The sequence below is a fragment of the Citrobacter sp. Marseille-Q6884 genome, assembly GCF_945906775.1.
Classification (GTDB): Bacteria; Pseudomonadota; Gammaproteobacteria; order Enterobacterales; family Enterobacteriaceae; genus Citrobacter.
This window is the reverse complement of sequence record NZ_CAMDRE010000002.1, coordinates 274,413-296,525: the sequence shown is the minus strand read 5'-3', so window position 1 is coordinate 296,525 and position 22,113 is coordinate 274,413. Positions and strand designations below refer to the sequence as shown.

19 protein-coding genes are annotated in these 22,113 nt (G+C 55.7%); 2 read left to right on the top strand and 17 right to left on the bottom strand.

What is annotated here, in order from left to right; translation table 11 throughout:
- Nucleotides 1-10: 10 nt before the first annotated feature.
- The 14 genes from eutB to maeB all read right to left on the bottom strand — a co-directional run bounded on the left by eutB (nucleotide 11) and on the right by maeB (nucleotide 14,007).
- Nucleotides 11-1,372, bottom strand: coding sequence for an ethanolamine ammonia-lyase subunit alpha (gene eutB / locus N7268_RS16355; RefSeq protein ID WP_003038029.1), 1,362 nt, complete (start codon nucleotides 1,370-1,372; stop codon nucleotides 11-13).
- A gap of 11 nt (nucleotides 1,373-1,383) precedes the next feature.
- Entirely contained in the window at nucleotides 1,384-2,787 is a 1,404-nt protein-coding gene (gene eutA, locus N7268_RS16350) for an ethanolamine ammonia-lyase reactivating factor EutA (RefSeq protein WP_260863716.1), read from the bottom strand.
- Nucleotides 2,784-4,016 carry an ethanolamine utilization protein EutH gene (gene eutH / locus N7268_RS16345; RefSeq protein WP_260863715.1) on the bottom strand — a complete coding sequence of 411 codons (1,233 nt, stop codon included), beginning with the start codon at nucleotides 4,014-4,016 and terminating at the stop codon, nucleotides 2,784-2,786. The genes eutA and eutH overlap by 4 nt, the downstream gene beginning before the upstream one ends.
- 27 nt (nucleotides 4,017-4,043) lie before the next feature.
- Nucleotides 4,044-5,231, bottom strand: coding sequence for an ethanolamine utilization ethanol dehydrogenase EutG (gene eutG, locus N7268_RS16340; RefSeq protein ID WP_260863714.1), 1,188 nt, complete (start codon nucleotides 5,229-5,231; stop codon nucleotides 4,044-4,046).
- Nucleotides 5,221-6,060 carry an ethanolamine utilization protein EutJ gene (gene eutJ, locus N7268_RS16335; protein ID WP_260863713.1) on the bottom strand — a complete coding sequence of 280 codons (840 nt, stop codon included), beginning with the start codon at nucleotides 6,058-6,060 and terminating at the stop codon, nucleotides 5,221-5,223. The genes eutG and eutJ overlap by 11 nt, the downstream gene beginning before the upstream one ends.
- A gap of 22 nt (nucleotides 6,061-6,082) precedes the next feature.
- On the bottom strand, nucleotides 6,083-7,486 hold the full coding sequence (locus N7268_RS16330) for an aldehyde dehydrogenase family protein (protein ID WP_260863712.1): 1,404 nt from the start codon (nucleotides 7,484-7,486) through the stop codon (nucleotides 6,083-6,085).
- Nucleotides 7,487-7,497: 11 nt separating this feature from the next.
- Nucleotides 7,498-7,785 carry an ethanolamine utilization microcompartment protein EutN gene (eutN, locus tag N7268_RS16325; protein WP_198903387.1) on the bottom strand — a complete coding sequence of 96 codons (288 nt, stop codon included), beginning with the start codon at nucleotides 7,783-7,785 and terminating at the stop codon, nucleotides 7,498-7,500.
- Nucleotides 7,786-7,898: 113 nt separating this feature from the next.
- Nucleotides 7,899-8,192, bottom strand: coding sequence for an ethanolamine utilization microcompartment protein EutM (eutM, locus tag N7268_RS16320; RefSeq protein WP_003835054.1), 294 nt, complete (start codon nucleotides 8,190-8,192; stop codon nucleotides 7,899-7,901).
- A gap of 38 nt (nucleotides 8,193-8,230) precedes the next feature.
- Nucleotides 8,231-9,247 (bottom strand): phosphate acetyltransferase, encoded by a 1,017-nt coding sequence (pta, locus tag N7268_RS16315; protein WP_260863711.1) that lies wholly within the window; start codon nucleotides 9,245-9,247, stop codon nucleotides 8,231-8,233.
- Nucleotides 9,244-10,047, bottom strand: a complete 804-nt coding sequence (gene eutT / locus N7268_RS16310; RefSeq protein WP_260863710.1) for an ethanolamine utilization cob(I)yrinic acid a,c-diamide adenosyltransferase EutT — start codon at nucleotides 10,045-10,047, stop codon at nucleotides 9,244-9,246. The genes pta and eutT overlap by 4 nt, the downstream gene beginning before the upstream one ends.
- 9 nt (nucleotides 10,048-10,056) lie before the next feature.
- The gene (eutQ, locus tag N7268_RS16305) at nucleotides 10,057-10,761 is read right to left on the bottom strand and encodes an ethanolamine utilization acetate kinase EutQ (RefSeq protein WP_260863709.1); all 705 of its coding nucleotides are present in this window, start codon (nucleotides 10,759-10,761) and stop codon (nucleotides 10,057-10,059) included.
- Entirely contained in the window at nucleotides 10,739-11,218 is a 480-nt protein-coding gene (gene eutP / locus N7268_RS16300) for an ethanolamine utilization acetate kinase EutP (protein ID WP_198903383.1), read from the bottom strand. Before eutP ends, eutQ begins: the two co-directional genes overlap by 23 nt.
- Nucleotides 11,219-11,230: 12 nt before the next feature.
- On the bottom strand, nucleotides 11,231-11,566 hold the full coding sequence (eutS, locus tag N7268_RS16295) for an ethanolamine utilization microcompartment protein EutS (RefSeq protein WP_003037995.1): 336 nt from the start codon (nucleotides 11,564-11,566) through the stop codon (nucleotides 11,231-11,233).
- Between the two features lie 161 nt (nucleotides 11,567-11,727).
- Complete coding sequence (gene maeB / locus N7268_RS16290; protein ID WP_260863708.1) at nucleotides 11,728-14,007, bottom strand: NADP-dependent oxaloacetate-decarboxylating malate dehydrogenase; 2,280 nt, start codon at nucleotides 14,005-14,007, stop codon at nucleotides 11,728-11,730.
- Nucleotides 14,008-14,285: 278 nt separating this feature from the next.
- Here maeB and tkt point away from each other — a divergent pair, with 278 nt between their 5' ends.
- Complete coding sequence (gene tkt / locus N7268_RS16285; RefSeq protein ID WP_260863707.1) at nucleotides 14,286-16,283, top strand: transketolase; 1,998 nt, start codon at nucleotides 14,286-14,288, stop codon at nucleotides 16,281-16,283.
- Nucleotides 16,284-16,298: 15 nt separating this feature from the next.
- On the opposite strand, the gene N7268_RS16280 is transcribed toward tkt, so the two are convergent.
- The 3 genes from N7268_RS16280 to aegA form a co-directional block, all read right to left on the bottom strand.
- Nucleotides 16,299-17,342, bottom strand: coding sequence for a DUF1176 domain-containing protein (locus tag N7268_RS16280; protein ID WP_260863706.1), 1,044 nt, complete (start codon nucleotides 17,340-17,342; stop codon nucleotides 16,299-16,301).
- 124 nt (nucleotides 17,343-17,466) lie between these two features.
- On the bottom strand, nucleotides 17,467-18,042 hold the full coding sequence (gene nudK, locus N7268_RS16275) for a GDP-mannose pyrophosphatase NudK (RefSeq protein ID WP_198903379.1): 576 nt from the start codon (nucleotides 18,040-18,042) through the stop codon (nucleotides 17,467-17,469).
- A gap of 67 nt (nucleotides 18,043-18,109) precedes the next feature.
- Nucleotides 18,110-20,089 (bottom strand): formate-dependent uric acid utilization protein AegA, encoded by a 1,980-nt coding sequence (gene aegA / locus N7268_RS16270; RefSeq protein WP_260863705.1) that lies wholly within the window; start codon nucleotides 20,087-20,089, stop codon nucleotides 18,110-18,112.
- A 260-nt stretch (nucleotides 20,090-20,349) separates the two neighbouring features.
- Between aegA and narQ the strand changes: the two genes are divergently transcribed.
- Nucleotides 20,350-22,047: a nitrate/nitrite two-component system sensor histidine kinase NarQ gene (gene narQ, locus N7268_RS16265; protein ID WP_260864689.1), complete on the top strand. Its 1,698-nt coding sequence runs from the start codon at nucleotides 20,350-20,352 to the stop codon at nucleotides 22,045-22,047.
- Nucleotides 22,048-22,113 lie beyond the last annotated feature (66 nt).

The following is a 22,113-nucleotide window of genomic DNA, read 5'->3' as shown; positions in this document are numbered from 1 at the left end:
CCCCGCATCATCAGAAGAACAGTGACGGATCGCCCGCCCGTTTGGTCAAGCGACCGTTTGCCATAATGCCCATGGTTTCCAGCCAGCGCTCAAACTCCGGCGAAGGACGCAGGTTTAACAACTGGCGTACGGTCGCCGTGTCGTGGAACGCGGTGGTCTGATAGTTGAGCATGATGTCGTCACCGAGCGGCATGCCCATGATGTAGTTGCAGCCAGCGGTGGCGAGCAGAATCATCAGGTTTTCGTTGAGGTTCTGGTCAGCGTCGGCATGGTTGGTGTAGCAGCAGTCACAGCCCATCGAGATGCCGCTGAGCTTGCCCATGAAGTGATCTTCCAGACCCGCGCGAATAATCTGACGGTCGTTGTAGAGATACTCCGGCCCGATAAAGCCCACCACGGTGTTAACCAGGAACGGATCGTAGTGACGCGCCAGCCCGTAGTTACGCGCTTCCATCGTCACCTGATCGGCACCGAAGTTCGCGCCAGCAGAGAGCGCGGAGCCTTGTCCGGTTTCAAAGTACAGGCAGTTTTCCCCGGCGATACGGTTGAACTCAGCACCGACTGCACGTGCCTCATCCAGCATCGCCAGCTCAACGCCAAACTCTTTTAAGCCCTTCTCGCTGCCGCAGATACTCTGGAAAATCAGTCCGCCCGGCGCGCCGCGGCGAATCGCTTCGATCTGAGTGGTGACGTGAGCCAGTACGCAGCCCTGGGTTGGAATGTTGAACTTGTCGATCACGCCATACACGGTATCGAGCACGCGGCTTAAGTTCTCCACGTCATCCGTTACCGGGTTTACGCCGATCACCGCATCACCCGCGCCGAAGGAGAGCCCTTCGTAGATTTGTGCCGCAATGCTCTGCACGTCATCACGGGTGTCGTTCGGCTGTAAACGACAGCTAAAGGTGCCCGGCAGACCGATGGTGGTGTTGGCCTTTTTGATCACCGGCATTTTCTTACCGCCGTAGATCAGATCCGCGTTGGAGCAAATTTTCGCCACTGCGGCGACCACTTCCGACGTTAACCCTTTGCGTGTAAACGCAATGTCATCGACAGAGGTTTCATCACTCAGCACGTACTCACGCAGCTCACTGATGCTCCAGTTTTTGATGCGGTTATAGGCCGTTTCGTTGACGTCATCCTGAATCAGACGCGTCACGCAGTCCTCCTCATAGGAAATCACCGGGTTATTGCGGATATCCGCTACCGTCATTTCCGACAACACCTGTTTGGCCGCCACACGTTCCTGCGAACTCGTCGCGGCTACACCTGCCAGCACATCCCCCGAACGCAGTTCGTTGGCTTTTGCCAGCACCTCTTTTACATCCTTAAACTGATAAACATTGCCGAACAATGTGGTCTTTAGTTTCATAAGTCGTTCCCTCAGGAAGGAAATGCGAGTGATTTCACCGTCACCGGCACAACCGATCCGCCAAAAAGAGGCGTACCAATGTCGATATAGTCCCCCGCCCGGACAACCACCTCATCGATGACCGCCAGCGGGTGTTGCTGTAACTGTGGGCGTAACAGCATGCCCAGGGCTTTACCAAAATCCTGCTCGGCTACCACCAGCAGGGGATGCGGATTCGGATAACGCGCGACAAAGGCCAGCAGCGCGTCAATGACCGTTAACAGCGCGGCGTAACGCACTGGCAGCGACCCAGGCAGCGCCAGCACATAGGCATCGGTTTGCGGGTCGAGATCGAGCTGCATCAGCGCCTGCTGCCAGGCCGCCACCAAATCAGTCTCATCCACCGGGATCGCCACCGGCAGATTGCGCAGCGGAAGCGCCACACCTTCCAGCCAGATGGTGCTGCCTGAAAGCGACAGCGTATGTGCCCCGGCGCCAATGACCGTGGCGCGCACGGTTTGCGCCGGGAACTGCACGTTCATCTCGCGCAGACGCGGATGTTCATGCAGCGCCGTGGCTAACAGCGGTCCAATGTCGGAAAAACAGAAAGGATCGGCGGGCTGATTGCGGTAGCACTCGCCCACTCCACCAGAAAGCGTAATCACCTCCGGCTTGATGCCCGCAGGCAGAAGACCGGTTTGCATCAACGTCTGTGCCAGTGCAGAGGGCGTACCGTCAATAATCTCAACGATCAGCGTCGCCATTCGCCGCGCGACCTGAATCAGTTGCGCAGCATTGAGCGAGCGGACGTCAGTGCCCGCACCAAAAACGTCATCGACAATCATCTGCCCAGGCGGGTGCGCATGCACCACCCGCCCCTGACCATCGGTTTCCAGCAGTCGCCCACCCACGTTCAGGCAGGCTGAGCCGCTGACTTTTCCGGCGTCGAACAGCACATAGTTCGACGTGCCGCCACCGATGTCGATATTCAGCACGCGGCACAGTCGTTGCTCTGACAGGGTTTGCGCGCCCGCCCCGTGACCGGCAATCACCGACTCCAGATGCGGACCGGCGCTTGCCACCACAAAGTCGCCCAACGACTGGGAGAGCGTCATCACCGCCGGACGGGCATTGCGGGTTTTCGCGCTTTCCCCGGTAATAATGATGGCACCGGAATCGACGCTCTCAGGCGCAATACCCGCCGCCTGATACTGAGCGAGGATCAACGCCTTGAGCTCAGCCTCTTTCAACCCGCCCTGCTTATCGACAGGTGTAAAGAAGACCGGGCTTTGCCAGCTAATTTCGCGTTTGATGAATTCGTAGCGCGGCACCTGCGACACTGCCGCACGGTTAACCAGCTCCAGGCGGGAGAAGATCACCTGGGTGGTGGTGGTGCCGATATCGATACCGACGCTCAATAGCTGGCGAGTATTCACGATTGCGCCTCCGCGTTCGTTTCCGCTTCAACAGGAACGTTTTCGTCTTTCGGTACTAACAGCATAGCGACACCAATCGCGGTTACGCCGCCGATCAGCTTGCCGACAATCATCGGGAAGATCATGGCGTTCATATTCGCGGCGGCGAAACCTAAGTGGTCACCCAAAGCAAAGGCGGCTGAGACGGCGAAAGCGCAATTGATCACTTTGCCGCGGGTATCCATATTTTTCATCATGCCGAACATCGGGATGTTGTTCGCCAGCGTGGCGACCATACCAGCAGCCGCTATGTTGTTAATTTTCAGCAAATTACCGACACTCATCAGCGGTTTTTCGAACCAACGGGTCAGCAGCAATACCATCGGATACGCACCGAGCAGGACGCAGGAGATGGAGCCGATCACTTCGATAGCGCGCATCACTTCACCCGGTTTGTCGCCCGCAGCCATGAAGATAGGATCGAGACCCGGGATCAGTTCCCAGCCGAGCAGGAATTTAATGACGGCCGCCGCCAGACCGATGGTGATCAACGCCACGAGGAATTTCGCGAAGATCTGGAAACCATTGATCATTTTTTCCGGGATGAATTTCAGCCCCAGCGCGACCAGCACGGCAACGATCAGCACCGGAATCATGTTCATCAGGATCAGCGCGAAGGTGAACTCCACTGGCTGCCCGTTGATTTCAACGCCGGAGTACATCGCCACCAGCCCCCCTGCGATACAGCCGATGGGGATGGTGACAATACCGGCCAGTACGCCCAGCGCCAGATAACGACGGTCTGACGGTTCAATGATCCCCAGCGCAACCGGAATGGAGAAAACCAGCGTCGGCCCCATCATTGCCCCCAGGATCAGACCGGAGTACAGCCATGCTGCCACGTCGCCGCCCGCCAGTTCTTTCGCCAGGAAGAAGCCGCCCATGTCACATGCCAGCAGCGTCCCGGCAAACATCGACGGGTTCGCGCCCAGCATTTCATACAGCGGAATAATCACCGGCCCGAGCACTTTTGCTAATACCGGCGCCAGCGCGGTCATACCGACCATCGCCAGACCCAGCGCGCCCATTGCCATAAAACCTTCTTCAAACTGACCGCCGGATCCCTCAATGCTCTTACCGAACTTACCGAGGAAACGCGCCGAACCGCCGAACTGCGACAGGATCCTGTCCACGGCGGCAATCAGCATAAAGAACATCATGATGTACATGATGATTTCGTTAATTCCCATAGCCCCTACTCCCTGTCATATGTGTATTTATTGTGCCGCCGCATACAACGCAATAATGTCAGCCTGCGTGGCAGTGCGTGGGTTACTGCGAATACAAATATCCTCCAGCGCGGCTTGCGCCCATACGCTGTAATACTCGGGCTTCGCACCAACGTCAGCGAGCCGTTTGGTCTGACCGACTTCGGTAATCAGCTCAATGACGGCGTTGATGGCGTCACGATCGTCTGATTTCTTGTTGGTTAATGCCCGTCCGATCTGGCTGAAGCGCTCACGACAGACCATGCGGTTAAAGCCCATCACCGTCGGCAGCAGCATGGCGTTCGCCTGACCGTGCGGAATATGCAACGCCGCACCCGGCTGGTGCGCCATCGCATGACACAACCCCAGACCCGCGCTGGAAAACGCCATACCTGCCATGCAGGAGGCGAGCAGCATGCTTTCGCGCGCCGCCAGATCCTGGCCGTATCCCACCACTTTCGGTAACGCTTTGCCGATCATCGCAATCGCACCAATCGCCAGGCTGTCGGTAAACGGTGTCGCATTCAGCGCGCTGTAAGCCTCAACCGCATGCGTCAGCGCATCAATGCCGGTCATTGCCGTCACATGCGCGGGCACACCTTCGGTCAGCGCGGCATCGAGAATGGCCACATCCGGCATCAGCGTCGGGTGAGCCAGCACCTTTTTCAGTCCGGTCGCGGCGTCGATAATCACCGTGACGTTAGTGGTTTCTGACCCTGTCCCGGCGGTAGTCGGGACGGCAATCAGCGGCAGTCGCGGGCGCAATACGCTCTGTTCCGTCATGTCGGCCAGCGTCTGAGTGGGATTCGTCACCAGCAATGCCACCGCTTTCGCGGCATCCAGTACAGAACCACCACCAAAGGCCACCACGCCATCACATTTCGACTCACGCAACTGCGCCACCGCCGCGCAAACGTCCGTGATGCAAGGCTCGCCCATCGGACATGGCCAGACGGTCATCGCCACACCTTTCATCGCGAGGCTGCGTTCAAGCCCGGCAGTCATTCCGGCCTGATGCAGGAAGCTATCCACCATCACGAACATATGTGTCAGTCCGCGCGTCTGCGCTTCCTGCCCACAGGCGCTAAGCGAACCCAGTCCACACAGCGTGACCGGTGGAACGCTAAACGTTTTAATACGTTGCAGATTCAGGGTATCGAATGCCTGAAAGAGCGCGCTCTGCAATTCAGCTTGCATAGATTCCTTCCGCTTTTTCTTTTCCGCTGTTCGCAATGGCCAGCGGAGTCATAAACAGACTGTGCTGCGGTAAATGCACCTGCAGCTCCGGGAAACGCTTACGGAACAGCTCCTCGACGCCCGGCTGCATACAGGACCCGCCCGCCAGCCATAAATCTGTTATCCCTTGCCCTGCGATATGATGGGCAACGATTTCCGCCATCTTTTCGTAAACCGGTTTCACCACTGGCCAGATTTCCTTGCCGTTGCTGCGCTTGTACTGCTCGGCCTCTTCCAGTTGAATTCGGCGATTACCGGCCAGCGTCAGGGAAATATGGTGCCCGCCCGTGGCTTCATCGGCGGAGTAAGTCACCACACCCTGTTTCACAATGGCGATACCGGTTGTCCCGCCACCGATATCCACGACGCCGGCGTTATCCAGTTTCAGCAGATCCGCCACCGCCGTCGGCTCATCCAGTACGTGGCTCACGTCCAGTCCGGCAGACTCCAGCACGTTAATCGAGATGCGCGGATCGGTGCCGGGTGGAAACGAGGTTGCCGCGTGGGTAAAACGACAACCCAGTTGTTGCTCAAGCGTATCGAGATGGCGACGCACAATGGTCACGGCACCGAAAAAGTCCCAGACGATGCCGTCACGCACGACGTCGGCCCAGTCCAGGCAAACCGCTACCGGCTGCCCGTCGCTGTCGACAACCATCGACACCACGTCACAGGTTCCCAAATCAACGCCCAACCACAGCGGTGATTCACTCGCGGCAGGCGTCTGGTTACACAGCGTTGCCGCTTTTTGCAGTCTGGGTGTGAGCCAACGTTGTTCGTCATGCGCCATCTCGTCTTCTCCTTAGTACGCGCTATACGATGCGAAACGCATCGACCAACACACAGCGACGCAGACGCACAAACGTGCGCGCACTGGTCACCCCTTCCCCGGTTGGTGTCGTAATGGTCATGGTGGTCCAGCCTTCACCGCCGAGCCCAAGACCGGCAATGCACGGTCCGTTCTTGACGAAAATGCTGGTATCAATGGCGTTAGCCATACGGTTCATGTTGTCGATATTGCGTGAGTGCATCGCCGCCGTGTGGTGACAGCCGCCTTCAAGCGTTACCGCCAGTTCAATGGCTTCATCGACGTTTGCCACCCGCACCACCGGCAGTACCGGCATCATCAGTTCGGTTACGGCAAACGGATGCGTGGCAGACGTTTCGACGAACAACAGTCGGGTTTGCTCTGGTACGTTCAGGCCAATCGCCGCCGCAATTTTTCCTGCATCGCGCCCGACCCAGTCACGACTGACCGTACCTTTGCCGCGCTCATCGATATTTTTCAGCAGCACCGGTTGAAGTTGCTCCGCCTGAGCCGCCGTGAGTTTTACCGCATGCTGACTTTCCATCAGACGCATCAGTTCGTCGGCAACGCTATCCACCACGATCAACACTTTTTCGTCAGCGCAGATGATGTTGTTATCGAACGATGCACCTTTCACGATGGACTGCGCGGCGCGGACCAGGTCGGCGGTTTCGTCCACCACCACTGGCGGATTACCCGCACCCGCTGCAATCAGACGCTTATTGGTGTGTTTGCGCGCAGCATCAACCACCGCTTCACCGCCGGTCACTACCAGCAGGCCAATGCCAGGGTACTTGAACAGACGCTGTGCGGTTTCGATATCCGGGTTGGCAACGGTCACCAGCAGGTTTGCCGGGCCGCCAGCGGCAACCACCGCCTGGTTAAGCAGAGTAATGGCGCGCTGAGAAACCCCTTTTGCCGCCGGATGCGGCGCGAAGACCACACTGTTGCCTGCGGCAATCAGGCTGATCGCATTATTAATGACGGTCGCAGCCGGGTTGGTGGACGGGGTTACCGAGGCCACCACGCCCCACGGCGCGTTTTCAATCAGCGTCAGACCGTTATCACCGGTCAGTACCTGAGGAGAGAGACATTCCACGCCCGGTGTACCGCGCGCTTGCGCCACATTTTTGGCAAATTTATCTTCGACGCGTCCCATGCCAGTCTCAGTGACGGCAAGTTCCGCTAATTCTCTGGCGTGTTTTTCGCCAGCAATACGAATGGCGTGAATGGCCAACTGGCGCATCGCGACGCTTTTCAGCCCTTGTTGGGCCAGTTTTGCTGCCGCCACTGCGTCATCCAGGGAGGCAAAAACGCCCATTTCTTGAACGGCACTGACGGGTTGGCTGCTGTCTTTCATTTTCAGCAGCACCGCTTTCACGACCTGTTCAATATCCTGTTGATTCATGATGTTCAGTCCTATTTATGAAAAATGACCTGACCGCCAGATACCACTTCATCGACAATGCCAATCACGCACAAATCGACTGGGGATGATTCGTTACGGTGTGCCTGACGGGCTGAACTGCCGCTTACCAGCAGCACCCACTCACCGGTTCCCGCCCCGATGCTGTCGATAGCAACAGCACACTGCCCGTCGGGATTTCCCTGAGCATCAATCATTTCCACCATCAGCAGCTTGTCGTGCGCGAGTCCCTGATGGCGAACGGTACAAACAATTTGTCCTGTGACGATTGCCAGTTTCATACCCGCCTCCGTGGCATATTTCAGGTAAAACCTCCCCCTACCCTCCGCAGAAGGTAATGTAAAAAGGAGAGAGGGTGACGCCAGCAATGAATCCGTGGCGCCACATGGACTACTTACATGTCGTTGCTGTCGCCTTTAAAGCTGATCGGGAACACTTCTTCCAGATCGCCGTGCGGACGCGGGATAACATGTACAGAAACCAGTTCACCAATACGCTGTGCAGCCGCCGCGCCGGCATCCGTTGCGGCTTTACAGGCCGCCACATCGCCACGAACCATTGCGGTCACCAAACCGCCGCCAATCTGCTTCACGCCAACCAGTTTCACACGCGCCGCTTTAACCATTGCGTCAGAAGCCTCGATCAGTGCAACCAGGCCCCGGGTTTCAATCATTCCTAATGCTTCCATTGTGCTTTCCTCTCTGTAGAAGGGGTCCAGAACGGGACCTAAACAACCAGTGTGTGTGAGACGTTTTCACGACTCACGTCAGTCTGGCGCGGCACTGCTGCCACCAACGCCAGTTCGATAATTTCCTGTACGCTACAGCCGCGGGAGAGATCATGAAGCGGTGCGGCAAGCCCCTGAATCAGCGGCCCTACTGCACGGTATCCCCCCAGACGCTGGGCGATTTTGTAACCAATATTTCCTGCCTCCAGCGAGGGAAATACCATCACATTGGCATTGCCCTGCAGCGGACTGGCAGGCGCTTTTTGTGCCGCGACATCCGGGACAAAAGCGGCATCAAACTGCAGTTCACCGTCAACGGTAAGCTCAGGCGCGCGCTCACGAACGATCTCCGTTGCCTGCTGTACGTTAGCGACATTGGGGTGGCGCGCACTGCCATTACTGGAAAAGGAGAGCATGGCAACACGCGGCTCCTCGCCGGTAATCGCTTGCCAGGTCTGCGCACTGGCAATCGCAATATCCGCCAGTTGTGCGGCTGTGGGTTGCGGCACGACGCTGCAATCGGCAAATCCTAATGACGGTCCGAGGTATTGCGGGAGCATCAGGAAAATTGACGACAACGTTTTGCAACCAGGCTGTAATCCAATGATGCGCAGCCCTGCACGCAGAACGTTCGCGGTTGACGACAGGTTGCCCGCAATGCACACGTCGGCTTTACCGGCACTGACCATGGCTGCGGCGAACATCAGCGGATCGTTAAGCTTTTCACACGCATCCGGCGGTGTTTTTTCACCCGCGCGGGCAAGCCAGCGCTGCGCAAACTCTTCACGCATTTGCAGGTTGCTTTGCGGATCGATGACCTGAATACCATCCATTGCCACCCGGTGACCGAGCGCAAACTGACGCAGCGCAAACGGGCTGGCGACGAGAATGGGATGCGCCAGACCGTGCTGATGCAAATAATTCGCCGCTTTCAGTACCCGAACATCCAGCGCATCCGGGAACACCACTCGCGCCGGTGAGCGTTGGGCGAGCTGGCGAGCACGTTCAATGATCATGGTTTCTCTCCCAGTCGCTGTTGGATTTGGCTGACGCTCAGCGGATGCTTCGCCACGCTCAGAATCATCATCACGTAGACCGTGCTCGACAGACGGTTCAATGCCTGCAGAATGTCCGGTCTTAGCACTTCAAAACTGCGGGTGATGAATACCTGGGCTGCCACCGTTTCTGTTTCACGGACTTTGGTGCGCAGCAGATTGAGCAGCGCAGCATCGCGTCCCTGGCTGGCTTCAGGCACCAGGTGATCGTGGTCCAGATAGCGCAGTGGCTGATGCGAAAGCCGATGCAAATCTTCATCACTCAAACCGACGATAGATTGCGCGGCCAGAGGCTCGTCCATGGCGTCAGCACGCATAATGTTGCCCAGACGCGAACGAATGTCCGCCAGCCACGGCTGCCACGTTTCCGGTAGTTCAATCTGCAACCACACCGCCATGCCGATGGTGCTGTCCAGCGCCGCGCGAAATCCCAGACGCGGGTCGCTTTTCGCCACCATCTTGTCAGCCGTCAGATGCGTCAATGTGTCAGGTTTCTTTGCCACTGGCTGATGACACAGTTCACAGCTCGCCGGTGAATACGTATCGCTACTGGTTAAACCGTGCACCGGTTGCAGTTGCTGTTCTTCATCGTCAATAAACAGGCTGCCCTGCTCGTCGATATACTTAATGCGCAGATGTCGGCTTTCCAGTAATTCCCGGGCAGACGGCGTCAGGCGAGCATCAGCGGGGAGATGAATTTCAGCCCCTTCGCTGAGCGTATGATTCGCTCTGAGCCATGCTTCGGTAATGAAATCCTTCATACATCCGCCTTAGCAGGACTGCCAGTTCGCAGGCCAGGCGACATACAGAAATTTCACCGTCGATGGCGTGCCAAACTCAATGCTGGAGCCTTTCGGAATAAACATCACATCCCCGGCCTTCGCAATCATGGTTTCGCCTTCATGACGAACGTGCAGTTCGCCTTCCAGCACCATATCGATTTCGTCGTAGTTCAGCGTCCAGGGGAAGAAAGCGTTATCCCACTGCATAAACCCGGCGGCCATACTGCTGCCATCTTTGTCAGTCACCAGATCGGTTAAGCCAACACAGTGCGGCTGCGCGCCGTCAAAACGACCGAACTTCACGCTGCTGCCATCGATGACTTTCACGCCGCCTTTGCCGGTGACCGAGGTAAAGCTCGGCTGCATTCCACCCTGCTCCAGCGACTGTTTCTCCTTCATCACTTTGTCCATCAGTTGCGCGACGAGGCTTTCGGTAAACTGTCCTTCCGGCAGTTGCGCAATGATGGTTTCGCGAATACGCTGGCTTTCCGATTTACCGTCATCCATCGAAGCAGGCGCAGCAGCGGCGGCGACCGGCGCGGATTCGTCGCATTCAGTGATGGTGACGCCCAGTAGCTCAGCGACTTCGCGAGCCTCTGGGGTGATGATGCTGGCGCGCAGAACAACCGACATTTCCTGTTCGCCGCGTGCGTGGGCCGCACGAATATCATTAGCTGTGATGAGTTTTTTCACCTGCCCTTTCCTCCTTTTGGCTGAGCTCAGTCAGATAATCCACCAGGTGCTGCACGCTGCGCGGGTCATGACTATTGAGTTCGAAAATGGGCTCTTCGAACCCCATCCCACGCAGTAGCTGACGCGTTGCGGCGACGTCGGCATCCGGCATGTCCGTTTTGCTGATAACGGCGATTTGTCGTTTACAGGCGCCGATATCTAACAGCCCGGCAGGTAAGCGACTTTCTAAATCATTTGCAGCGTGAATATAAATCAACGTATCGACATCCTGCAGCGTGGTAATTAAGGCGTGGTACCAGCGCGGATGACTAAAATATTCTCCCGGTGTGTCGATATCGCCGTTTTCATTAAACTCCACCGCCTGCGTTTTTCTGGCGAGGGAATAATTTCCCTGTAGCGCATTAAAGAGCGTTGTTTTTCCCGCCCCCACCGTACCGACAAAAGCAATACGTTTCATCGCCGCCTCTGATTAACTTTTTGTCAGGTTGCACAATGTGAAATTTAATAACCGGCCCAGACCGCTCACCGTCTGCAATAACGCTTCTTCTACCGCGCCGACCGATCCGTAGATCACCAACGCGCCGCTGAATCTATCGAGAAAACCGATATGTACATCCGCCGCCTTCATGGCAAGATCACCGGCAATCATCGCGGTTTCACCTGGCGTCAAGGTCATAATGCCGATAGCGCCCGCTTCGGGAACGCCGATCTTTTTCGCCAGTTCTTCGCCTGGGTGCGCAATCAGATGCGCCAGCGTGACCTGTTTCCCCGGCACAAATTCCTGAATGATGCGTTCTTTTTCCATTGCTCACCGCCTCTGCTGAAACTGTCCTCATCGTGGCAATTTTTTGTCAGAGTAAATAACAAAATTCGGCAACCAGGTTTAAAAGGTGAAGTAGATCACTAAGACAAGGGAAAATATAAAGGCGCGGGAGAAACCCGCGCCGGAAATAAAAAAACGTGGAATTACAGCGGTTGTGTTTGCGCTTCGACGACGGCCAGCGCCACCATATTCACGATACGACGAACAGAAGCGATCGGCGTTAATACATGAACCGGTTTCGCCACGCCCATCAACACCGGACCCACCGTTACGCCTTCAGAACTGGAAACACGCAGCAAGTTATAACTGATTCGCGCAGCCTCCATGTTCGGCATCACCAGAATATTGGCTGAGCCTTTCAGCGGGCTGTCCGGCATTCGGTCATTACGAATACTTTCCACCAGCGCGGCGTCGCCATGCATTTCACCGTCGATCATCAGATCCGGTGCGCGCTCCTTGATAATCGCAAGCGCTTCACGCATTTTGCTGGCCGATGGGCAGTTAGAAGAGCCAAAGTTAGAGTGCGACAACAGCGCGACCTTGGGTTCGATGCCAAAGCGGCGAACGGTTTCCGCTGCCATCACGGCGATTTCCGCCAGCTCATCCGGGCTGGGGTCGTCGTTGACGTAGGTATCAGCAATGAAGGTGTTACCACTTGGCAGCAACAGGGCGTTCATCGCGCCTGCCGTATGCACGCCTTCGCGGTGACCAAACACCGCTTTCACCACGCTGAAATGCTCATGGTAATCGCCAATAGTACCGCAGATCATCGCATCCGCTTCGCCACGCTGCACCATGATCGCGCCAATCACCGTCGTGTTAGCGATCACCGCGCGCTGCGCCTGCTCCTGCGTGATACCGCGACGCTTCATGATCTGATAGTACTCACTCCAGTACTCTTTAAAGCGCGGATCGGATTCATTGTTGACGATCTCAAAATCAACGCCCGCTTTGATCTGCAGACCCAGTTTCTGAATACGCATTTCGATCACACTCGGGCGACCAATCAGGATCGGCTTCGCCAGACCCAACGTGATCAGCTCTTGCGTAGCATGCAGTACACGCGCCTCTTCCCCTTCCGTCAGCACCACGCGCTTCGGCGCTTTACGTGCCAGCGAGAAAATCGGCTTCATGAACAGGTTAGTTTTGTAGACAAACTCGGTCAGTTTATCGATGTAGGCGTCGAAGTCCGCAATGGGACGCGTCGCCACGCCGGAGTCCATCGCCGCCTTTGCCACAGCCGGCGCGATCTTAACGATCAGCCGCGGGTCGAACGGTTTAGGAATGATGTATTCCGGTCCAAAGCTCAGATCCTGATCGCCATAAGCGGATGCCACCACTTCGCTTTGCTCAGCATGCGCCAGCTCGGCAATGGCATGTACAGCGGCCAGTTTCATCTCTTCGTTGATAGCAGTAGCACCAACATCCAGCGCACCACGGAAGATGAACGGGAAGCACAGTACGTTGTTAACCTGGTTCGGGTAGTCGGAACGACCGGTACAAATGATGGCATCAGAACGCACTTCTTTTGCCAGCGGCGGCAGGATTTCCGGTTCCGGGTTTGCCAGCGCGAGGATCATCGGCGCGCGTGCCATCTTCTTAACCATCTCCTGCGTCAGCACTTTCGGGCCGGAGCAGCCAAGGAAAATATCCGCGCCTTCAATGACGTCATCCAGCGTACGTTTACCGTCATCCACGACCGCGTATGCCGCTTTGGTTTCCGCCATGTTCGGTTCACGATCTTTGTAAATCACACCTTTGGAGTCGCAAACCACGATGTTGTGCTTCTGCATGCCCAACGCCACCAGCAGGTTCATACAGGCAATCGCCGCTGCACCTGCGCCGGACACCACCATACGCACATCAGAAATATTCTTTTCTACGACGCGCAGGCCGTTCAGGATGGCTGCAGTACTGATGATCGCCGTCCCGTGCTGGTCGTCGTGGAATACCGGAATATTCATGCGCTCACGCAGCTTTTGCTCAATGTAGAAGCATTCCGGCGCTTTGATATCTTCGAGGTTGATGCCGCCAAACGTCGGCTCCAGCGCCGCCACAACGTTGATGAATTTATCCGGGTCAAGTTCATCAACCTCAATGTCGAACACGTCAATCCCGGCGAATTTCTTAAACAGAACGCCTTTACCTTCCATCACCGGCTTGCCTGCCAGTGCCCCGATATTACCGAGGCCCAGTACCGCAGTACCGTTGGAGATCACCGCAACCAGGTTGCCGCGCGCGGTGTATTTGTAAGCCGCCAGCGGATCTTTTTCAATTTCAAGGCATGGCGCAGCCACCCCTGGTGAGTAGGCCAGTGCGAGATCGCGCTGGGTGGCAAGAGGCTTGGTCGGAGAAACCTGGATTTTACCTGGTACTGGAAATTCGTGGAAATCAAGGGCGCTTTGTTTTAACTGGTCATCCATCTTATTGTTCCTTTCATGTCTCTATCAAAAAGTGGCGCGGGTAACCATTCTATTGAGCCGCACATTATCACCTCAGTCAGCGGCGCAAACTTTGAAGGTCACCAAACTCTCACCATCCAAATAAAGAATTTGTTATCAATTTATAACGACCATGTTACCTGCTTAAGCCAGCAATACCATGCCTGTCTGCTATGCTTTTTGCTGACAACGGCTGCAATTCTCTCAAAAGTGTGAATCAAAACACGCATCTAACGCTTTACTTTTCAAGGAGTATTTCCATGACCCGTAAAGAGCTTGCCAATGCCATTCGTGCGCTGAGTATGGATGCCGTCCAAAAAGCTAACTCTGGCCACCCCGGCGCCCCGATGGGAATGGCCGATATCGCCGAAGTATTGTGGAACGATTTTCTGCAGCATAACCCGGCCGATCCCACCTGGTACGATCGTGACCGCTTTATTCTGTCCAATGGCCACGCCTCCATGCTGCTGTACAGCCTGCTGCATCTTTCCGGCTACGACCTGCCGTTAGAGGAGTTAAAAAACTTCCGTCAGTTACACTCCAAAACGCCAGGCCACCCGGAGATTGGCTACACGCCAGGTGTGGAAACCACCACCGGGCCGCTGGGTCAGGGGCTCGCCAATGCGGTCGGGCTGGCGATAGCGGAGCGTACGCTGGCCGCCCAGTTTAATCAGCCGGATCATGAGATTGTCAGTCACTTCACCTATGTCTTTATGGGCGACGGCTGCCTGATGGAGGGGATTTCGCATGAAGTATGCTCGCTGGCGGGGACGCTGGGGCTGGGCAAGCTGATTGGTTTTTACGATCACAACGGGATTTCGATTGATGGCGAAACCAAAGGCTGGTTTACCGACGATACCGCAAAACGCTTTGAAGCCTATCACTGGCATGTGGTACACGAGATAGACGGCCACGACCCGGAAGCCGTGAAGAAAGCGATTCAGGAAGCGCAAAACGTCACCGATAAGCCATCGCTGATCATTTGCAGAACGGTCATTGGTTTTGGCTCGCCGAATAAGGCCGGGAAAGAAGAAGCGCACGGCGCAGCGCTGGGAGAAGAAGAAGTTGCGCTAACCCGGCAGAAGCTGGGCTGGCATCACCCTGCATTTGACATCCCCAAAGACATTTACCGGGCCTGGGATGCGCGCGAAAAAGGTGAAAAAGCGCAGCAGAGCTGGAAGGCGAAATTCGCCGACTATCAACGTGCGCACCCGGAACTGGCGGCAGAATTTACCCGGCGGATGAGCGGCGGGCTGCCCGAAGAGTGGGAAAAAAACACCCAGAAATACATTGCTGAATTGCAGGCGAATCCGGCCAAAATCGCCACCCGCAAGGCGTCGCAAAATACCCTGAATGCCTACGGCCCGATGTTGCCTGAACTGCTTGGCGGCTCAGCAGATCTCGCCCCGAGCAACCTGACCATCTGGAAAGGCTCGGCCTCTCTGAAGGACGATCCGGCGGGAAACTACATTCATTATGGCGTACGCGAATTTGGTATGACCGCGATTGCCAATGGCATTGCCCATCACGGCGGTTTTGTCCCGTATACCGCGACGTTCCTGATGTTCGTCGAATATGCCCGCAATGCCGCACGCATGGCGGCGCTGATGAAAGCCCGACAAATCATGGTCTATACCCATGACTCTATCGGATTAGGGGAAGATGGCCCGACCCATCAGGCCGTTGAGCAGCTCGCCAGCCTGCGACTGACGCCCAACTTCAGCACCTGGCGTCCGTGCGATCAGGTTGAAGCCGCGGTCGGTTGGAAGCTGGCGGTTGAACGCCATAATGGTCCCACTGCGCTCATCCTCTCCAGACAAAATCTGGCACAGGTTGAAAGAACGCCTGAGCAAGTGAAAGAGATTGCCCGCGGTGGCTATATCCTGAAAGACAGCGGCGGTAAGCCGGATGTGATCCTGATTGCTACCGGTTCAGAAATGGAAATTACGCTGCTGGCGGCGGAAAAACTGACGGGGGAAGGTCGTAACGTCCGCGTGGTTTCCCTGCCCTCAACGGATATTTTCGACGCTCAGGATGAGGCGTACCGGGAATCGGTTCTGCCTGCCAATGTGAGCGCGCGCGTGGCGGTAGAAGCCGGTATTGCCGACTACTGGTACAAATACGTCGGGCTGAAAGGGGCGATTGTCGGCATGACCGGCTACGGGGAATCGGCGCCTGCGGACAAGTTGTTCCCCTTCTTTGGCTTTACGGTAGATAACATCGTTGAGAAAGCACATAAGGTGCTGAAGAGCGGATAAGGCACAGGCACTCAATCAACGCGTGATCCACAGTGTGGGCCAGGCGTCGGGGCCATGCCAGTTATCACAGCTTGGCTCCTGCGCATAACGCACCAGACGAAAACGCTGGCCGTCAAAACGCCAGCGCGTCTGGATACCGCAATCCGACAATCCGCGTCCTTTGGCGAGCGTAATAAGCTCCCGCGATTTTTCGTCAAAGGTGACGTTTGTCAGCTCCATATCGTTACTTTCAGCCTCCGTTTTAAACGGCAGACTCAAACGTACAGGGCGCGAGGTCAACGGTTTGGTGCGGGAGACAATCCACGCCAGATCGATGGTGTTATAGGCCCCAGCCTCACAGCCGATCATCAGCAGCGCTTTGTCATCCGTTAATGCAGAAACACGCACTTCACGGCGCATGGGATCGAGCGAACAACGAATACCGTTTATCCGCCAGTTACCGTAATCCAGCAGCTCATTGCGTTCTTCCTGGGAAAGCGGTGTTGGTGTTGGGTTGACGACAGCGACCCCTTTCAGAGCCGGAGCCGGAGGTACGCTGAGCGGCGGTTCGTCACCTTTTTCGATCCATGCGGTTTCGCTTCCGACCCGTTTTTGCTGCGCGTCTATGAACAATAGCGCCGCTTTTAATCCTGTCAGCGAGAGGGTTTGCACACCTTTTTGCAGGGTAATCGCTTTCGCATCCTGAACGGCCTGCAAAAATGCGCTAATGGTTGCCGGATCGTCGGTCATCACATGCCAGGGGGTGATTTGCCAGTGTTCGCCCGTCAACGGGAGGGGTTTGCCATCCAGCAGCAGGCGGGGGGCAATATCAGCCGCTTTGGCATCCTGAGGCTCCAGGCCGCCCAGATCAATACGCAAAACTGCATCGGTATGCGCCCCGGCACTGCGGCTCAGCGTCATGACCAGGCCATGATGTTCGCCCGTATTTCGCGCCACGCAAAAATTCTGGTTATTGCAGGTCACCTGCCAGTCGGAAAACATCTGCTGAGCAGGCGCCGCCCACAGGAAGCTAACCGGCAGCAAACCGAGCAAGAAGACGAGAATAACGCGATAGCGCATGGACGGTACAACTCCGAAATGAAAACACACAGCCTAATCGGTATCTTCCTGGCTGGACTGATAAGGCTCAATAAGAATTGTCGGATTGGCCCGCTATTTTGTAAAGAAATATAAATTCGCTGACTCAATCCATCAAATGCGATGACTGCAGGTAGTTCAACAAGAGCACCGTTTTGCCATCACGGATCTCCCCAGTCTTGATCATCTCCAGCGCCTGCGTGAACGGCAATTCCAGGACTTCGATATCTTCATCTTCGACACCGCCGCCCGCATTCGCCCGCTGGCTGTCGCTGTATTGCGCGATAAAGAAGTGGATCAATTCCGTTACGCCGCCGGGCGACATATAGAGCTCGAACAGTTTACGCACCTCACCCACTTCATAACCGGTCTCTTCGATCGCCTCTTTGCGAATGCAGGCTTCCGGCTCGTCGTTGTCCAGCAATCCGGCGCAGGTTTCTATCAGTTGCCCACTCTCATTCCCGTTAACCCAGGTGGCTACGCGAAACTGACGAATCAGTACCACGGTTTTTTTCTCCGGGTTATAGAGCAAAATCGTGGCGCCGTTGCCGCGATCGTAAACCTCGCGTTTGTGGCGAATGACCTCGCCATTGCTGCGAGTCAGTTCATAGGTAATATTGCGCAGGATGAAATAGTTATCAGAAAGCACTTTATCTTTGATGAGCGTAAATTTTTGCGACATACCGGCTCCACGGCGAGAAGTGAGAAATAATACTACGCCGTGAAACCCGGTTTGTCTTGGCCTCAGGTTAGTGAGATTTGACTGATTTTACGCCCAGCCAGTCTACAATCCCCTGCGCGGCATGCCGCCCTTCCGCCATTGCGGTGACCACCAGATCGGCCCCACGCACCGCATCTCCCCCCGCAAAGATCTTCGGATTGGTCGTTTGATAACGGTAAGCGCTCTCGACATCGGCAGCAATGCGGCCCCAGTCATCAACCTTCACGCCGTGCGTTTCCAGCCACGGCATACCGTGCGGATGGAAACCGAAGGCCATGATGACCGCATCCGCAGGCATGACAAACTCACTTCCCGCAACAGGCACCGGACGACGACGCCCCTGCGCATCAGGCTCTCCAAGCTGAGTACGTAAGAAGCGTACACCGCTGACGCGCCCTTTATCATTCAGCACCAACTCGACCGGCTGGACGTTAAATTCGAAGTTAGCGCCCTCTTCACGCGCGTTTTTAACCTCTTTCTTCGAGCCGGGCATGTTGGCTTCATCACGACGATACGCACAGGTCACCTGACTTGCACCATGGCGCAGTGCGGTACGCACACAGTCCATTGCGGTATCACCACCGCCCAGCACAACGACGTTCAGCCCGGCGGTGTCAATAAACGGCTCATCCGGCAACTCATCCAGCCCCATCACCTGTTTGGTGTTGGCAATCAGGAAAGGTAGCGCGTCATAAACGCCAGGCGCGTCTTCATTCGGCAGATCCGCTTTCATTGAACGGTAGGTGCCTACGCCCACAAACACGGCGTCGTAATCGTCCAGCAACGATTCCAGCGTAACGTCCTTACCCACTTCGCAGTTAAGTTTGAAATCAATGCCCATCGCACTGAAAATTTCACGCCGACGCGCCAGTAACGATTTATCCAGCTTGAAGGCCGGAATACCAAAGGTCAGCAAACCGCCGATTTCCGGGTGGCGGTCGTACACGGTGGCACTAACGCCATTTCGCACTAACACATCCGCGCAGGCCAGTCCGGCAGGTCCCGCGCCAATGATCGCGACACGCTTATCCACTTTTTGCACATCGCCCAAATCAGGCCGCCAGCCTTTGCTCAACGCACGGTCAGAAATGTAACGTTCAATATTGCCGATGGTGACCGCGCCATGCTCGTTGCGCACAGTACAGGCGCCTTCACAAAGCCTGTCCTGTGGGCACACGCGCCCGGTGACCTCCGGCAGGCAGTTAGTCTGGTGAGAAAGCTCAACCGCCGCATCAATATTCCCGGCTTTCACCAGTTCAATCCACTGGGGAATGTGGTTGTGCAACGGGCAAGTCCACTCGCAAATACTGTGTTCACCGCACTTCAGGCAGCGGGAAGCTTCCTGCTCGGCCTGTGCCGTACGAAAAGGCAGATAAATTTCATCAAAGCTGGTTTTGCGCGCCTCAATCGGCAGCTTGTCTGGCTCACCACGCGGCGGTGTAGCCTGCATTTGTTCCAGCTTCGTGGTGACATGAGGGAGCATTTCGTTGACGCTGGCATGCCAGGGCTGACTCTCCTGACTGGCTGTACGCAGCCGTCGTGCTTTCGACAGATCGGTGAGCGAGGTTTCCGTCACCATCCGTAACGCTTGTGCCGGACAGTTTTCCACGCAGGCAGGTCCCGCTTCACGCCCCTGACACAGATCGCACTTATGCGCAGTCGCTTTCACCTTCCCTTTCGCAACGGGAGTGAGTACGATCTGCATGGTGCCAAAAGGACAAGCAACGACGCAGGATTTGCAGCCAATACACTTTTGCGCGTTAACCTGAACGCTGTCATTGACGTGACTGATTGCACCGTTCGGGCAGCTTCTGGCACAAGGAGCATCTTCGCAGTGGTGGCAGGTCACCGTACTGCGTTGTTGCTGATGTTTGACAACAGTAATTCGGGGCTGAAAATGCCGTTGGCTCAGGACATGTTGCTCACCATTGTGGGCCATGACACAAGCGACCTCGCAGGCATAGCATCCCAGGCACTGTTGGCTATTGACCATAATAAAACGATTCATGGCTTCCTTCTTTTTTGGTTGCAAAAACCTTATTCTTTATAAGATTGTTATTAACCGACCCTGAAGAGGGCGGCAATGTACATTTGCCCAGGAAGCACAACTATTTATCCAGAACCTGTGGCAGATCAATTTATTCCATCGCATATGAAATTGCGTTTCAGTTACCATTCTGTTTCCGGCAATTTTGTTAACATTTATCAAATACACTGGCGCGTTTAAGCTGCATGAAGGCACTACGTGTAGGGTGTGAGGATGCGCAAGTGACGGTAAAACGTCCTGTATCGGCCAGCCTGGCCAAGGCTTTTTTCTATATTGTGCTGCTGTCGATTCTCTCGACAGGTATTGCACTTCTGACACTGACCAGCAGTTTGCGGGATGCGGAAGCCATTAATATCGCCGGCTCTTTGCGTATGCAGAGTTACCGCCTGGGTTACGATCTGCAAAGCCACAGCCCCCAGCTCAACGCTCACCGACAGTTATTCCAGCAGGCGCTAAACGCCCCGGCATTACAGAATCTGAACGCCTGGTATGTCCCACAGGCGGTAAAAAGCCGCTATGGACGTCTGCATGCAAACTGGCTGGAAATGAACGCCCGACTGACGACTGGCGATTTGGAATGGTATCAAGCCAATATCAACAGCTATGTCGATCAAATTGACCTCTTCGTACTGGCGCTGCAGCATTATGCCGAGCGCAAAGTCATGCTGGTTTTTGGGATCTCATTGGCAGGTGGGATCGGCATCTTCACTCTGGTCTTTTTCACCCTACGGCGTATTCGCCAGCAGGTGGTGCGTCCGCTCAATAAACTGGTGATGGCCAGCCAGCACATTGAACATGGTCAGTTTGATATCCCTCCGCTGGATACGGGGCTGCCCAACGAACTGGGGCTACTGGCGAAAACCTTTAGCCAGATGTCGAGTGAGCTGCAGAAACTGTACCGCTCACTGGAAGCGTCTGTTGCCGAGAAAACCCACGATCTCCACGAAGCCAATCGCCGCCTGGAAGTGTTGTATCAGTGCTCTCAGGCGCTTAATACCAGCCAAATTGATGTGCACTGTTTCCGCCATATTTTACAAATTGTCCGCGAACATGACGCCGCGTATTTTCTGGAACTGACCGTGGGCGATAACTGGCGTATCAGCGAAGGGACCGAAAGCCCGGAACTGCCAATGCAGATCTTGCCGGTGACGATGCAGGAGACCGTCTACGGCGAGCTACACTGGCAAAGCCCTAATGTGAACGCCTCTACCCCGCTGTTAAATAGCGTTTCGACCATGCTGGGACGCGGGCTGTACTTTAATCAGGCGCAAAAACACTTTCAGCAGCTGTTACTCATGGAAGAGCGCGCGACTATCGCCCGTGAACTCCACGACTCGCTGGCGCAGGTGCTTTCCTATTTACGCATTCAGCTCACGCTGCTGCGACGTTCGCTCCCGGAAGATAATGCACAGGCGCAAAGCATCATGGCGGACTTCTCTCAGGCGTTGAACGACGCTTACCGCCAGCTACGGGAACTGCTCACCACATTCCGCCTGACCTTACAGCAGGCTGACTTGCCCTCTGCGCTGCATGAAATGCTGGAAACGCTGCAAAATCAAACCGCAGCTAAACTCACTCTCGATTGTCGACTGCCAACGCTGGCGCTGGATGCACAAATGCAGGTGCATTTGTTACAGATCGTCCGTGAAGCGGTGCTCAATGCCATTAAACATGCCAGTGCGACCGAAATTGCCGTGAGCTGCGTGACTGCGCCAGATGGCAATCATACCGTTTATATTCGGGATAACGGCGTCGGCATTGGGGAGCCTAACGAGCCTGCAGGACATTACGGGTTAAATATAATGCGTGAGCGAGCAGAAAGACTCGGCGGCACATTGACGTTCTCGCAACCTTCCGGGGGCGGCACGCTGGTGAGTATCAGCTTTCGATCGGCAGAAACGGACAGTCAGCTAACATAAAGAACGGCAACGCGCCGGAAAGCCCGTCTCCAGGCCTGACGGCGTTGGCACGAAAGGTACACTGTA

Excerpts from the sequence above, each read along its gene's own strand:
- eutB (WP_003038029.1), bottom strand. The coding sequence starts at position 1,372 with ATGAAACTAAAGACCACATTGTTCGGCAATGTTTATCAGTTTAAGGAT.
- eutH (WP_260863715.1), bottom strand. The coding sequence starts at position 4,016 with ATGGGAATTAACGAAATCATCATGTACATCATGATGTTCTTTATGCTG.
- eutG (WP_260863714.1), bottom strand. The coding sequence starts at position 5,231 with ATGCAAGCTGAATTGCAGAGCGCGCTCTTTCAGGCATTCGATACCCTG.
- eutJ (WP_260863713.1), bottom strand. The coding sequence starts at position 6,060 with ATGGCGCATGACGAACAACGTTGGCTCACACCCAGACTGCAAAAAGCG.
- N7268_RS16330 (WP_260863712.1), bottom strand. The coding sequence starts at position 7,486 with ATGAATCAACAGGATATTGAACAGGTCGTGAAAGCGGTGCTGCTGAAA.
- eutN (WP_198903387.1), bottom strand. The coding sequence starts at position 7,785 with ATGAAACTGGCAATCGTCACAGGACAAATTGTTTGTACCGTTCGCCAT.
- eutM (WP_003835054.1), bottom strand. The coding sequence starts at position 8,192 with ATGGAAGCATTAGGAATGATTGAAACCCGGGGCCTGGTTGCACTGATC.
- pta (WP_260863711.1), bottom strand. The coding sequence starts at position 9,247 with ATGATCATTGAACGTGCTCGCCAGCTCGCCCAACGCTCACCGGCGCGA.
- eutT (WP_260863710.1), bottom strand. The coding sequence starts at position 10,047 with ATGAAGGATTTCATTACCGAAGCATGGCTCAGAGCGAATCATACGCTC.
- eutP (WP_198903383.1), bottom strand. The coding sequence starts at position 11,218 with ATGAAACGTATTGCTTTTGTCGGTACGGTGGGGGCGGGAAAAACAACG.
- eutS (WP_003037995.1), bottom strand. The coding sequence starts at position 11,566 with ATGGAAAAAGAACGCATCATTCAGGAATTTGTGCCGGGGAAACAGGTC.
- maeB (WP_260863708.1), bottom strand. The coding sequence starts at position 14,007 with ATGGATGACCAGTTAAAACAAAGCGCCCTTGATTTCCACGAATTTCCA.
- tkt (WP_260863707.1), top strand. The coding sequence starts at position 14,286 with ATGACCCGTAAAGAGCTTGCCAATGCCATTCGTGCGCTGAGTATGGAT.
- N7268_RS16280 (WP_260863706.1), bottom strand. The coding sequence starts at position 17,342 with ATGCGCTATCGCGTTATTCTCGTCTTCTTGCTCGGTTTGCTGCCGGTT.
- nudK (WP_198903379.1), bottom strand. The coding sequence starts at position 18,042 with ATGTCGCAAAAATTTACGCTCATCAAAGATAAAGTGCTTTCTGATAAC.
- aegA (WP_260863705.1), bottom strand. The coding sequence starts at position 20,089 with ATGAATCGTTTTATTATGGTCAATAGCCAACAGTGCCTGGGATGCTAT.